General features: G+C 47.2%; 11 protein-coding genes. 3 read left to right on the forward strand and 8 right to left on the reverse strand.

The features are described 5' to 3' along the window. Positions 1-34: 34 nt before the first annotated feature. Together GCU39_RS20020 and GCU39_RS20025 are read right to left on the reverse strand one after the other, a co-directional pair. Positions 35-748 (reverse strand): tyrosine-protein phosphatase, encoded by a 714-nt coding sequence (locus GCU39_RS20020; protein WP_227793654.1) that lies wholly within the window; start codon positions 746-748, stop codon positions 35-37. A gap of 75 nt (positions 749-823) precedes the next feature. Beyond that, positions 824-1,258, reverse strand: a complete 435-nt coding sequence (locus GCU39_RS20025; RefSeq protein ID WP_152395126.1) for a hypothetical protein — start codon at positions 1,256-1,258, stop codon at positions 824-826. A gap of 210 nt (positions 1,259-1,468) precedes the next feature. Here GCU39_RS20025 and GCU39_RS20030 point away from each other — a divergent pair, with 210 nt between their 5' ends. Then, positions 1,469-1,840, forward strand: a complete 372-nt coding sequence (locus GCU39_RS20030) for a helix-turn-helix domain-containing protein (RefSeq protein ID WP_152395127.1) — start codon at positions 1,469-1,471, stop codon at positions 1,838-1,840. A 79-nt stretch (positions 1,841-1,919) separates the two neighbouring features. Here the strand turns inward: GCU39_RS20030 and GCU39_RS31600 are convergent, their stop codons facing one another. The 4 genes from GCU39_RS31600 to GCU39_RS20045 form a co-directional block, all read right to left on the reverse strand. Continuing rightward, on the reverse strand, positions 1,920-2,087 hold the full coding sequence (locus GCU39_RS31600) for a hypothetical protein (RefSeq protein ID WP_193726558.1): 168 nt from the start codon (positions 2,085-2,087) through the stop codon (positions 1,920-1,922). 471 nt (positions 2,088-2,558) lie between these two features. Further along, on the reverse strand, positions 2,559-7,160 hold the full coding sequence (gene gltB / locus GCU39_RS20035; RefSeq protein WP_152395128.1) for a glutamate synthase large subunit: 4,602 nt from the start codon (positions 7,158-7,160) through the stop codon (positions 2,559-2,561). Positions 7,161-7,424: 264 nt separating this feature from the next. Next, entirely contained in the window at positions 7,425-9,422 is a 1,998-nt protein-coding gene (locus tag GCU39_RS20040) for a YhgE/Pip domain-containing protein (protein WP_152395129.1), read from the reverse strand. Positions 9,423-9,533: 111 nt separating this feature from the next. After that, positions 9,534-10,112: a TetR/AcrR family transcriptional regulator gene (locus GCU39_RS20045; RefSeq protein WP_152395130.1), complete on the reverse strand. Its 579-nt coding sequence runs from the start codon at positions 10,110-10,112 to the stop codon at positions 9,534-9,536. 347 nt (positions 10,113-10,459) lie between these two features. On the opposite strand from GCU39_RS20045, the gene GCU39_RS20050 reads away from it, so the two are divergent. After that, positions 10,460-11,581: an MGDG synthase family glycosyltransferase gene (locus GCU39_RS20050; RefSeq protein WP_152395131.1), complete on the forward strand. Its 1,122-nt coding sequence runs from the start codon at positions 10,460-10,462 to the stop codon at positions 11,579-11,581. A gap of 119 nt (positions 11,582-11,700) precedes the next feature. On the opposite strand, the gene GCU39_RS20055 is transcribed toward GCU39_RS20050, so the two are convergent. Beyond that, positions 11,701-12,480: a C40 family peptidase gene (locus tag GCU39_RS20055; protein WP_227793278.1), complete on the reverse strand. Its 780-nt coding sequence runs from the start codon at positions 12,478-12,480 to the stop codon at positions 11,701-11,703. A 359-nt stretch (positions 12,481-12,839) separates the two neighbouring features. Beyond that, entirely contained in the window at positions 12,840-13,706 is an 867-nt protein-coding gene (locus GCU39_RS20060; protein ID WP_321575595.1) for a cation diffusion facilitator family transporter, read from the reverse strand. 189 nt (positions 13,707-13,895) lie between these two features. Here GCU39_RS20060 and GCU39_RS20065 point away from each other — a divergent pair, with 189 nt between their 5' ends. Then, positions 13,896-14,081: a hypothetical protein gene (locus GCU39_RS20065; protein ID WP_152395132.1), complete on the forward strand. Its 186-nt coding sequence runs from the start codon at positions 13,896-13,898 to the stop codon at positions 14,079-14,081. Positions 14,082-14,693 lie beyond the last annotated feature (612 nt).

Genomic DNA, 14,693 nt, shown 5'->3' on the forward strand with positions numbered 1-14,693 from the left:
TGCTTCTGCTCAAGCAGAGCACTGACATTCGCTGTCATGATCTCCTCCCCCGAATGAGGTGAGCCGCATTCGCATGCAACTGTGACAGGTAGGTCGCCCCTGAGCATTCCACCACGATTTTGCTTCCTTCACGAATATAGAATTTCCGCTGATCAGGATCATGTGCATCGGATGCAATCAAATGAGCCCATTGCTTTTTGCAGATCCATTTCGCCGTCTCTTGAATCTTCTTGCCAAAATAACCAACGAGCGACTGTGTCGTAACTTGCAGTAATACACCATGTGTAAGCCAATGCTGTAACATCGCAGGTTGTTTAATAATCTCGAAATTTCGTTCTGGGTGAGCAATGATGATGTGAGTATGATGTCGATTCATATAAGCGAGGAAATCCATGAAGTAGTCTGGAACAAGTCTGGAAGGCAATTCGACGAGTAAATAAGAGGTGCCCGCTAACGTCTGGATGCGGCCTTTGCGATAATCTGTGCGATAAGCTTCGGTGAGGCGGAACTCCTGCCCCGGCAGAACCGTCAGTGGAATGCCTTGCTTCTTCAGCTTGGCGTTCAAGAGCCGCACTGCTCGTATAATCTTGGATGACGCATTATTGTATTTTCGAGTCGCGTGGTGAGGTGTTGCAATAATCGTATGTATTCCTTGCCTTACAGCCGCTTGAGCCATACGAATGGAGCCTTCTGACGTCTTTGGTCCATCATCACAATTCGGCAAAATATGACAATGCGTGTCGATCATATCGCTCACCTGATTCCCTTTTTTTGCGACTATTTCACTAATGCACGGCTGTCAGAAATATAGTAAAATGATATTCTAGTGATCCGATGACACAGATCGTAACAATATGCTATATAATTGATGAATTCGCTCTTGCTCAGGAATGATTGATCGAAGATAATCATGGAGTAATTTACTTAAGAGGAGCCTCTCAGCCTCAGTCTGAAGCAGCGTAACGCCGTATTCGTACAAGTTCTCTTCTTCAGTCCTCCACTCAACAGCGCCTCTCAGTTCCAAATGAACTTGAAGTATTCGCATTTCAATTCGCAATTCATAGTGGGACTCTACAGGAAACTTGAGGTGCGAGCATATTCGCAATCCTGAAGGGCTCATGTGGACGATAAGCACGGGATGCGTATTGCTCTTCACAGGCTCGCCATTGACGGCTTCAATAGATAATTGGCCGATTTGAGGTGGGATGAGCCGAAGTCTGATATTCTTTCTTCCGATAGGTTTTTGTTTATGTTGCATACACCGATTCCTTCTTCTATTGATGGGAATGAGCATGGTTAACCTAGCTAAAAAAAGGGAATAATGCTACTTGTTGTTTCATAATATCGTTTGTCGATACATTTTGTATCATAGATGACACTATTAATTTACGATACAATTTGTAACATGTCAAGCGTTTTTTATCGTTGTCGTATTTATATTGCATAGCATCCTTGGGGAGGAAAACATATGAAAAACGGGAATCGAATCTCAGAACTGCGGGAGCAAAAAGGGTGGACGCAAGAGGAGTTGGCAACGATGATCGGCATCAGCCGTGCAGCGCTGTCACACTATGAGAAGAACCGCAGAAAACCAGATTTTGAGACTTTAACGCAGTTAGCCGATTTATTCCAAGTCTCCATCGACTACCTCATTGGAAGAACGAATACCGCCCAGCACGCTCTAGATCCTGAAATTGAACAGTTCACGGAACAATTAGAGCTCTCCGATTCGGAACTCTTAGAACGCTTCAATCTTACCGTCGATGGACAACAATTAACCGATGATGAAGCCCGCCGCTTCATCGCATTCGTTCGTGCTGAACGCATGATGAAATCTTAAGAAGTGGAAAACATAACAATCCTCAATCAAGTGAATGAAAATTCTCTCTCCATTCATTTGACTGAGGATTGTTCGTTTGTTAAGAGGGATCGAGCAGCACACGCTTCTGTATGATCTCCAGTGGCCATCGATCTTCCTCAATTCCGAGCTGGTGCAGCAATTTCAAGACATCAATCTCAATCTTTGCCGGCGGCGCATCCGCGACCTTATGAACCGATTCGGTTCCAACAGCTTGCTCTTCGCTCATGTTATGTACCCTCGCTTCTCTCGATATTCCTATGTATGTCATCATCTGGCCGGCAGTTTTGGACTTCCTAATGGAACACAAGCCTTATTATAAATGAAGCGATCCCAGGATGTTGTCGTTATCTGGAAGGGATACTCCCGTTTTTCATTCTATTTTTGTCGAATCCATTTAGGTTTAGTTTAAAGTGTTAAAGTGGTCCTATAGAAGCTGTTATAACGACTCAATTCTATACGAAACCCATACGTTTGAGCATGTGTAGGGATGGGTATGGACTCCAATCGCGGTTTAAATCGCGTCTCCTTGTATGCATGTTGTCAGCGGTTTTTGTCACGATTTTAAAGACGAACGCTTCGCTTATCCACCCCATACCCATTCCCTTTTCTGATCTACTCCACGTCTACTTCAACTTATGAAAACAACAAAAAAACCTCAATCCGTTCTTGAACGGATTGAGGTTCTATCCACACTCGACTATACCTTTACCACTTCACGCATACTGGTCTCGAAAGCCGACATTAATGCCTTCTCGCCCTCAAGTCCTTTCGCTTCAGCTTTTGCGATGTATTCGAGCATTTTCTTATAATCCTTCGGAATCACACGGATGAACCGCGATAGTGTCGCATCCCAATCGGAGAGGATCCGCTCCCCGATCTTACTGCCCGTGTACCGAACATGTTCTTCGATCATCGTGCGCAGTTCCTTCACTTCTTCCGCATCCTCAACACGCTCGAGCAGCACCATCTCCAGATTCACGCGATTCATGAAGCTCTGATCCGTATCAAGAACATACGCGATACCGCCTGACATCCCAGCAGCAAAGTTACGTCCTGTAGCACCGAGTACAACGACTCGCCCACCTGTCATATACTCGCAACCATGATCACCAACGCCTTCTACCACGACATGTGCGCCGGAGTTCCGAACCGCGAATCGCTCACCCGCGATCCCGTTAATGTAAGCTTTACCAGATGTTGCGCCGTAGAACGCCGTATTCCCGATAATGACATTCTCTTCAGCCTGGAATGTTGCCTTCGCAGACGGTCTTACAATCAACTTACCACCGGATAACCCTTTGCCCACATAGTCGTTGGAATCCCCCTCCACCGCTAACGTCATCCCTTTCGGAATGAAAGCGCCGAGACTCTGGCCTGCTGTCCCTACAAAGTTGAAACGAATCGTATCCTCCGGTAGCCCTGCTGCACCATACAGGCGCGTCACTTCACTGCCGAGAATCGTCCCTGTTGCGCGATCCACGTTCGTGATCGGCAGCGTCGCTTCAACAGGTGTACCTGATGCGAGCGCCTGCTCAGCAAGCGGCACCAGCTTTCTCATGTCGAGCGTCAGCTCCAGGCCATGGTTCTGAGACTGCACACAATAGCGTTCGCTGTCCTCAGTCATTTCTGGTTGATACAACATCGAGGAGAGATCGACGCCTTTGGATTTCCAATGCGTGATCGCTTGCTTCGCGTCTAGATACTCTGTACGTCCAACCATCTCATTCACAGTACGGAATCCTAGCTCTGCCATAATCTCACGGAATTCTTGAGCAATGAATCGCATGTAATTCGCGACATGCTCAGGGTCACCTGTGAAATTCTTACGCAGCTCTGGATTTTGGGTCGCGACCCCTACCGGACACGTATCCAGTTGGCAGACACGCATCATGATGCAGCCAAGAACGATTAATGGCGATGTCGAGAATCCATACTCCTCGGCACCGAGCAACGCAGCAATAGCAACGTCGCGGCCGTTCATCATCTTCCCATCCGTCTCGACAACAACACGATCCCGAAGGTTATTGATCATGAGCGTCTGATGCGTCTCAGCAAGCCCTAACTCCCAAGGCATCCCTGCATGACGAATCGATCCTTGCGGCGATGCGCCGGTTCCGCCGTCATAACCGCTCACGAGAATGACATCTGCGCGGCCTTTCGCAACACCTGCTGCAATCGTACCCACGCCGACCTCGGATACAAGCTTTACATTGATACGGGCACGTGGATTAGCGTTCTTCAGGTCATAAATTAATTCAGCCAAATCTTCGATCGAATAGATATCATGATGCGGCGGCGGCGAGATCAGCCCCACGCCTGGCGTTGAGCCGCGAACTTCCGCAACCCAAGGATATACTTTACGTGCTGGCAGCTGACCGCCTTCACCTGGCTTCGCACCTTGCGCCATCTTGATCTGAATCTCATCAGCATTCACGAGATAGTTCGAAGTAACACCAAAGCGGCCCGATGCGACCTGCTTGATCGCGCTGCGGCGTAAATCGCCATTCGCATCCGGAATGAACCGTGCTGGATCTTCGCCGCCTTCGCCGGTATTACTTTTTCCTCCAATGCGGTTCATCGCAATCGCAAGGCTCTCATGCGCTTCTTTACTAATCGAACCAAAGGACATCGCCCCCGTCTTGAAGCGGCTCATAATCGATTCGATGGATTCCACTTCCTCAATCGGCACGGGAACTCCTGCATGCTTGAAATCTAGCAATGAACGTAGCGTTAGATGCTTCTTATTCTCACCCTGTACAAGGTTCGAGAATTTCTTGTATAGTTTGTAATCATTCGTGCGGCACGCATGCTGCAGCGTATGAATCGTCTGTGGGCTGAACAAATGATCTTCCCCGTCTTTACGCCATTGATACTCGCCACCCGAATCGAGCGTCAGATCATTGGCTGTTCCTTCCTCAAAAGCACGACGATGCGGAGCAAGCGTTTCTTCCGTAATCTCCTCAAGACCAATCCCGCCAATGCGAGAAGGCGTCCAGGTGAAATATGCATCCACGAATTCTTCTTTCAAGCCGACAGCTTCGAAGATTTGAGCTCCGCGGTACGATTGAATCGTCGAGATTCCCATCTTGGATAGAATTTTCACGACACCCTTCGTCGCAGCCTTAATGAAGTTCTTCACGGCTTTCTCATGAGTAACCCCGTGAAGCAATCCTTGGCGAATCATATCATCGAGCGTCTCGAAGGCAAGGTACGGGTTCACCGCACTGACGCCATAACCTAGCAGCAAGGCAAAATGATGTACTTCACGCGGTTCGCCGGATTCGAGCAAGATGCTGACTTTTGTTCTTGTGCCTTGGCGAATCAGATGGTGATGAAGCGTCGATACAGCCAGAAGGGCCGGAATCGCCGCGTTCTCCGCATCAATCCCACGGTCAGACAAAATAATGATGTTATGCCCCTTGGCAATGACCCGATCCGCCGCATCGCACATCACTTGCAGCGCATCACGCAGACCTTGGCTTCCCTCATTCGCGAAGAAGAACATCGGAATCGTAATCGACTTGAAACCTGGACGATGCAGATGGCGCAGCTTCGCGAACTCTTCATTCGACAAGACTGGTGTACTCAGATGAATCTGACGGCAGCTCTCTGGCTCCGGCTTCAATAGATTGCGCTCTGGACCGATCGTTGTGCCTGTCGCCGTAACGATTTCCTCCCGAATCGCATCGATCGGCGGGTTCGTCACTTGCGCGAACATTTGCTTGAAATAGTTATATAAACGTTGAGGATGATCCGATAGCACAGCTAGCGGAGCATCGTATCCCATGGATCCAATTGCTTCCTGTCCCGTTACCGCCATCGGCTCGAGCACTTTGCGCAGCTCTTCATAGCTGTATCCAAAAGCCAATTGACGACGGTGAACCGCTACACGGTCCGGTTCCGGAAGTTCCTTCGCATCCGGCAAATCTTCAAGCGCCACCAGATGCTCATCAAGCCATTCCTGATACGGATGCTCTGCAGCGATCTCCGCTTTGACTTCCTCGTCCGAAATAATTCGTCCTTGCGCAGTATCAACGAGCAGCATCCGACCTGGACGCAGACGGTCCTTATAGAGGATACGCTCTTGATCCAGCTCCAGTACGCCTGCCTCTGACGCAAGTACAATCATGTCGTCTTTGGTCACGACATAACGCGCCGGGCGAAGTCCATTCCGGTCAAGAATCGCACCGATCTGAACGCCATCCGTAAAGCCCATCGCAGCAGGGCCATCCCAAGGCTCCATTAACGAGCTGTGATATTGATAAAATGCACGTTTCGCTGGATCCATACTCTCATGGTTCGACCATGGCTCTGGCACCATCATCATTGCAACATGCGGCAGAGAGCGCCCTGCCAGATACAAGAACTCCAACGTATTATCGAACATCGCCGTATCCGAACCGTCTTGGTTAATGATCGGCATAATCTTCGCTATATCTTCTCCGAACACATCCGATGCAACCAACGTCTGACGCGCATGCATCCAGTTCACGTTCCCGCGAAGCGTGTTGATCTCACCGTTATGAATCAAATAACGGTAAGGATGGGCCCGCTCCCAGCTTGGGAACGTATTCGTACTGAATCTCGAGTGAATCAGCGCAATCGCGGATTCGAGCGCCGAATCCTGCAAGTCCACATAAAAATCTCCGACTTGCTCTGTCGTCAGCATCCCCTTGTAGACGACCTTTCGACAGGAAAAGCTTGAAATATAGAAGGTATCCGCGCCTTCTCCACCCGCGTAACGGATCGCTTGTTCAGCGCGTTTACGAATCACATACAATTTCCGTTCAAAAGCAAGATCATCCGCTGCAGCAAGCGCCTCGGAGCGACCGATGATCACTTGGCGCACAAAAGGCTTAACCGCTTTCGCCGATTTCCCCAGTTTCTCATCATTCGTCGGAACCGTTCTGTAACCGAGCAGCTGCTGTCCTTCCTCTTGTACGATCGATGCGAGAATCTCTTCATGCTTCGTCCGTAACGCTTCGTCTTGCGACATGAACAGCATCCCCACGCCATATTGTCCCGCTTCAGGCAGCGTAACACCCAACGCACCCATTTCTCGAACGAGGAACCGATGCGGGATCTGAATCATAATTCCTGCGCCGTCTCCTGTATTTGGTTCACTTCCTTGACCGCCGCGGTGCTCCATGTTCACCAAGACGGTTAGCGCTTGTCGTACAATTTCGTGCGACTTGTGACCTTTGATGTGCGCAACGAACCCCATACCACAGGCATCTTTTTCATATTGTGGATCGTATAATCCCTGTTTCGGAGGCAGGCCATTACCGTTCTGTATCATCGTAGCATCGCAACCTTTCAAAGAGTAATTAGAAGTTATTCAAAGTGTCAAAAACGTATACAGTGCCAATATTGTTCAATCATTGTATCACCCGTAAAAAGTCAAGACAATTTAATTCTTTTTATGGTCGTGATAAGAAAGTTTATACTATTTTCAGCAAAAAAATCTAAAGTTTGTGCAAAAATGTACATGGTAAAACGATAGAAAAAATGCTCCAGAAGCGCATATCTGTGCATTCTGGAGCATTTCTCATATTCTATACGATTATACTACTGCATTTTCCTTTTTATTACCATAGACAGCTTGGAAGAATACGAAAGTTAATACCAAGAAAATGGCCGCAAAGATGGATAAGATTCCAACATTATGCCACATCATGGCATGGTCGCCCATCGAAATGATCGCTTTGAATCCATTGACTGTATAAGTCATTGGGAGCCAAGCGCCTAACATTTGATAGAACTTCGGCGTCAATTCAACCGGGAAGGTACCGCCGCAAGTCGTCAATTGCAAGATCAAGATTACGATCGCAGCGAATCGTCCTGGGTTGCCCAGCGCCGTAACAAGACCTTGAACGATGAACATATACGTTAAGCTCGTTACAATACTGAATACCACGAACAAGGACACGCTTTCTACTTCCAGCCCTAGTCCGTACAGCAGAATCGCATCTGCGAATAGCGCTTGAAGGACACCGATACCAATTAGAATAAATGTCTTGCTCACGAACCGGCTCCAGCCAGAAGCATTCGCAACCGGGCTTTCACGCAGTGGAATGACAATCGTGGAGATCAAGGCGCCGACGAATAATCCTAGCGATAAGAAGTATGGCGCAAATCCCGTACCATAGTTCGGCACTTTGTTAATGCTCTTCTCAACGAGTGTTACAGGTGTCGCGAACATATCAACACGTTCATCTGTGCCATGGATACCCGACGTTTTATCTGCTGCATCATTCAGCTTTGTAGCCAGTTCACTAGAACCGTCTTTCAGCTTCACAAGACCTTCTGTTAACTTGCCTGCACCATCATTTAATTGCGTGGAACCGCTGGATAATTTAACAACAGCATCGCCAACTTGCTTCATGCCGCCAGGGAGCTGAGCCGTACCTGCTGCGAGCTTCTTGGCTCCGGCAGCAAGTGCTTTACCGCCAGCAGCCGCTTCAGACAGTTTCGTACCAAATTGCGTCATACCGCCTTGCAGCTGTGCTTGCCCTGCTTCAAGCTGTGTTGCGCCTTGGCTTAACTTCACTTGACCATCATGCAGATCCGCCGTACCTTTGGCAAGCGCTTGGCTGGCTGCGAGCAGCTGCTGCAATGCTGGGTTCTGTTCACTCTTCGTTGCTTGAATATATTGCTCAAGACCTTTTGCTAATTGCTCTGCGCCGCTCGACAATTTCGCACTGCCATCTACCGACGCATTCAAGCCTTGCGCCAATTGTTCTGTTCCTGCTTTAGCCTTATTCGCGCCTTGCAGCAACTGCTGCTGCGCACCAGTTAATTGCCCAAGACCGCCAGCAAGCTGCGATGCACCTGTCTGAAGCCCCTTCGCGCCTTGATCGACAGCTTGCGAACCTTTTTGAAGCTTATCAACGCCAGATTTCAATTGACTTGTGCCCGAGACGAGCAAGCCTAAATTCTTCTTAAGCAGATTTGCACCAGATTCCGCATCATTCACGCCGTTCGATAGCTTTGTTGCGCCATCACCGGCTGTTGTTAATCCTTCGGACACCTCTGTCAGCTGATCGAATACCGTCTCTGTATAAGATTTTGTAACCTCAGCGGATACTTCGGATTTCAGCGTCTGCATTCCCGTCCCACCGATTTGAGCAGCGAGGAAGTTGTGCCCTTCATTGGATTCAACGATGATTTCTGCTTGCTGTGGTTTTTCTTCCATTAAAGTCGTTGCTTTCTTCGAGAAATCTTCAGGAAGCTTTACAGTTAGATAATAACGATTATTGCGAAGGCCATCCTCTGCTTCCGCTTCATCGACGAAATGCCACTGGAAGGCTGGGTTCTCTTTCAATTTCTTCACGACATCGGAACCGACATCAAGGGATTTCCCTTCATAATTCGCCCCCTTATCCGCGTTCACGACTGCAACAGGCAGCTCGCTCATTTTCGCGTATGGATCCCAGAACGTTCCTAGGAAGATCCCGCTATACAATAATGGAATGAACAAAATTGCAATGACAGGAATTAATACTTTTGGACTTCTCACGATCGTGGAAATCTCTTTAGATAACACCGACATACCTTTCATATGCTTTCTCTCCTCTATCTGCTTATATATGATAATACTGAATGACCATTCTTGTCATTTAGTCATTCTTGGTGAAAATAAAAACGTCATCGAGTTATGACGCTCTTATACCTAAACTTTAGGCGACAATCCTTCTATAAAATACAATCGGAAATACTCTTTAATAGCTTCCTTCTCAAGCGGTTCATGCGTTTTGCGCCACTCCGCCGTTAATGCCACATATAACTTCAACATCACAAATGAAGTTACCGCAGGATCACATGCTCTCAATTCATTCTTCGCAATGCCCTGGCGAATCGCTTGCTCTATATACTGAAGAATCGTCGATTCAATCTTGCTCAGTCCTTCGTTCGCCTTTTGGGTCCCGAAATCCTTCACTTCATGCGACAACTGAATGACCAGCTCATGTTGACTGCGATAGTCCAGTGATCGATCCAGCACACGATACAGATTTTCGAAGAATGGCTTATCTGCCTGAATTTCTGCTTCAACAATATGCCCCAACTCTTGAATAACCTGCTGCAAGATCTCATCGAACAGCTCTTCTTTATTTGCGAAAAAAGTATAAATCGTTCCTTTTCCTACGTTTGCAATCTTCGCAATCTGATCCATTGTCGTCGCTTTGTATCCAAACAGTGCAAAAGATTTGGATGCGGCCTCAACCACTTGTTTTCTTCGATCAATGATCAACGTACAAACACTCCTTTCTTTCGTGTATAATATAATGGAGCCGAGAACTGACTGACCAGAATTCAAAACCGGTCACTTGGTCATTCATTACTTTACCATGCCTTTTTACCAATTGCAAGTGAAACAAAATCTTTTTTTCAATATATAAAATTTAAAGGTTTCACGAATAAACTGTTCTTAAATTTCTCGTTTAAAAGCTTCCCGTCTTATGAAATGGACGACGAAGTCGTTTATGCTTATTCATTCTTTCTCTTACATATTTATATATTTATGGATATTTTACATAGAATGCTCTATTCAATACTGCAATCCTTCGTTACAATGGAGTATAAGAAGTAGGTGAAAACATGCGAAAGAAACGGGTCCTTCTCTTATCCGAAGCATTCGGAACGGGGCATACCCAAGCCGCTTATGCCTTAGCTGTCGGCTTGAAGCAGTTGTCCCCCCAAGTGCATACGCGGGTTATAGAACTCGGTAAATTTCTAAATCCTACGGTAGGACCCTTAATCGTCTCCGCCTACCGGAAGACCGTGAGTACAAGACCTGAATTAGTCGGTAAACTCTACCGCAACAAATATAAGAAACCATTAAACCGCATTACCCAGCTCGCGCTGCATCGGATCTTCTATGCACAAGCCGCGAGTGTTATTCGACATTTGAGGCCGGATATGATCGTATGTACGCATCCTTTTCCGAATATTGTGATTTCCAGGCTGAAGCGGCTTGGACTCGATATCCCATTATTTACGCTCATTACGGATTATGACGCCCATGGAACATGGATCAATCCAGAAGTGAATAAATTCCTCGTCTCAACACCGCGCGTTAGAGAGCTGCTGCTCGCACGAGGCATTCATCAGAGCCGGATCGAGGTAACTGGCATTCCGGTTCATCCGAACTTCTGGAAGCCGCATAACCGCGATGAGATTCGGGCCGAATTCGGCTTTCATGCGGTTCCTACGGTTATGGTGATGGGCGGCGGATGGGGGCTTGTATTCGATGAAGGGCTGCTAACCTATATGGCGCAGTGGAAAGACAAGATCCAATTCATCTTCTGTATGGGCAGCAACCAGAAAATGATTCAGAAGATGCAAGCGGACCCGAACTATCAGCATCCGAACATTCACATTCTTGGTTACACGCATGAAGTCCACAAGATCATGGACGTCTCGGATCTGCTCATCTCGAAGCCTGGTGGGATGACGTGTACAGAAGGATTAGTCAAACGGATCCCAATGCTCTTCTATGATCCGATTCCTGGGCAGGAAGAAGAGAACTGTGAATATTTTGTTCAAAATGGACATGCCGAAATTCTCACATCGACGGAGACGCTTGATAAATGGTTCTCCCGTCTTGTGAATGATTATGATTCCGTCATCAGCCGCCGCACGCAGCAGCTGCAGCAGATGACAGCATCCTCATTCGATCATCCTTCGCATTGTTCCCAAGCTGTGCTTGATCTATTATAAGAAAAACCTCTATCGAAGTCCTGTCATGTGAGCGACCGCGAATAGAGGTTTTTTCATGCCAAATGAAACAAAGAAAGCAAGAAACGCCCAATTAAAGGGCAGTTCCTTGCCTCTCTCATTTACAGGATACTTCCGCCGAAAATAAAGCGATATTCAAACGGAGTGCCTACAAAGCTTTGAACCAGAACGCCGCCTGATTTTTTGGAATACGTATGAAGAACTTTACCATTGCCAAGGTACAGGCCTACATGCGTTACCCGTTGCTTTTGCTTATTAAGTTTCTTGTAATCCGCTGGTTTGGCCCCTTTATAGCTCATGAAGAACATCAGGTCACCGCGTTTCAAATTCTTCCAGTTCGTTGTCGTCTTCCCAATCTTCTTCACATAAGCAGCTTGCTTGCGCGAATCCGTCGGCATTGTAATGCCGGTCGCTTGGCGGTAAATCCAACGTACAAAATCAGAACAGTCGAATGTTTTCGAATTTTCCCGATTCGAGCCAAATTCATAAGGTGTGCCCAAGTAGTTCATACCCGATTTGACCACTTTTTCAATTTTCTGCGTTCGGGTCAGCTTCGGTGCTGCGGCGACGGAAGCCGAAGCACTCGGGCTCGCTATGTATGCGGCAGCAGCTCCACGCAATTTCGCGATATCATCCGCATGAGCAGCTTCTAACTGCTCGATCTCTCTCGGATCTGTTACTTGATTGGAAGCAGCAGAACCTTCATTCGGATCGAAATCGCCAAGTTCGTCGTCCCTGTCGATAGTCGTGTCATAAGTTACTGTGGATTGCTTCGATTCTACAATCGATTTGCTGGGTGCATTCGCATGGGCTGCTGGGATTGCAGTAAATGCCGAACCTACCATAGTAACCATTAATAGACCTAGAATTAATTTCTTCATGATGTATCCTCCAAGATGCGAAATATGATAAATAATCATCCATTGATGTCAATTTTGTTTCTATTTAATTACATTTACAGACATATAATCCTATCTATGTATTCACCTCCCATTTATGTCACTCCCTCATTATAGAGGGCTGTACACCCTACTTCTATGCGACTTTTCACTTATTTACCCCCATTTAATAGGTATATCGAACTATATCAAATACAACATTTATCCATTTTATATAAAAAATGAAATTAAAAAGATGTCAAAAATTTTATCTTTTCGACACCTAAACTAAAAAGCCCTAACGCTCTTCAGTTCCAACTGAAAAGAATTAAGGCTTCTTGCGGGTTAACGTGAATATCCCATTAATCTTCGCTTTGATGCTCGTAAGGCTCCATATGCACATGGACATGCATAATATTATGTTTCTTCTTCATTCGTCGCTCGATTTCGTCACTAATTCGATGCCCTTCCGCAATATTGAGCCCTGGATTCACTTGAACCACAACGTCGACGAGCACTTTATTGCCATGTACCCGAGCCTTCATATCTTTGATCGTCTCGACACCTGGAATGCGTGCGACACTCGAACGGAAATTAAGCAGCTGCTTCTCATCGAATCCATCGGTCAGGACAAGTGTCGCATCCGTGAAAATATCCCATGCGGTTTTGCAAATAAGGACCGCTACGAATAACGCTGCCACACGATCGAGCCATGGAAGCCCGAATTGAGCGCCAATAATCCCGATCGCCGCGCCAATACTAACGAAGACGTCGGAACGTGTGTCTTTGGCTGCTGCCATTAACGCTTGGTTATTGATCTGAATCGCGAGCTTGCGATTATACCGATAGACAAGATACATGAACACCGCAGAGATCAGCGCAACCCATGCCGAATTCATCTCCGGTACTGTTGTGCCTCCTCCAGCTATCCAATTGCGTATCGTCTCAATAAAGAGCTGAATGCCGACGGTGGCCATAATAAAGGAAGCCATCAGCGCCGCTACGGTCTCCGCTCTTAAATGCCCGTAGGGATGGTCTTGATCTGGCGGCTTCTGGGAAATTCGAAGTCCAATAAGTACCGCAACCGATGCAATGATATCCGTTAAATTATTCAGACCATCGGCCGTCAGTGCACTTGAACCGAAGATTACCCCGCAGATCAGCTTGAACGTGGATAAGATCAAATATGAGATAATGCTAATCCACGCGCCTCGTTCGCCTTTCTTCATATCTGAGTATGCGTCCAGAACAACACCTCCTATCACCCTTCTAATCTATTCATCGATGTTCCAATTTGAATACATTCTTTATCATTGTCTCCTTGAAGCAGACTGCAAAAACGTATACAATGGAAGGGTAGTCAATCCCTATTGAAACGAAGCCCAAGCTTCGATCTGTTGAAGGCAGGTGGAACTAAAATGTCTGAAACCAATGAACCGAAAAAAATAAACCTAGCGGATGCCATCAAACAAAAGCTTGCCCAAAAAAAGGCGCAGCAATCCGAGCAGAAGAATCAATTTAACGGCGCAGGCGGCACGAAGAAGCTCGTCACGCAAAATAACAAAAAGCCGAATAACCAGAGACGTCGTACAGGCGGATCGTAGGAGAAAAGACCGGGAAACGGTCTTTTTTCTTTTTGTGCGGGAAGGGAGGATGAAGTTGACAGGCAGGAGAGGGGCTGGGTATGTCCGCTTTCGTCGCTGTTGAAAACAGGAAGTCTGATTGAATATGTGATGGTCACTTCCCGTTTTAAAAGGCGAACGCTGGCGCTCTGTATCGGACATACCCTGCTCCCTTTTAGGCCAGTCAACTTCATTCAGCTTGCCGACCGTTTTCCGGTCGGGGGAGGGCAAAGGAGCCTTACCCCGTCTGAGCGGCGGGGTAAGGCTTGCTGGCGTTGCACTTGGCCATGCCTATCTCCTCACTTTCAACCATTCGTCCTATACCAAACAAAATTAGCTTGGCACTTCCCCTAATACCCCTAATACCCCTAATACCCCCTAGGCTATACTGAATATTTGCAGTAACTTCGGCTCGTATTGTGGCGATTTGGCGGCTACCGTGGGTTTTTACAGTAACTATGGTCGGTTTGAGCGATGTAGAAGGTGATATTGGCATGCTATCCTGCTAGAATCCAGTATAGCTGCCCGACAGCACCCAAATCGCGTCGCTTTATTGGATCGAATCCAGTATATCTGCATCATGCGCCCGATCAC

It is taken from the genome of Paenibacillus guangzhouensis (assembly GCF_009363075.1).
In the GTDB taxonomy this organism is placed as follows: Bacteria; Bacillota; Bacilli; order Paenibacillales; family Paenibacillaceae; genus Paenibacillus_K; species Paenibacillus_K guangzhouensis.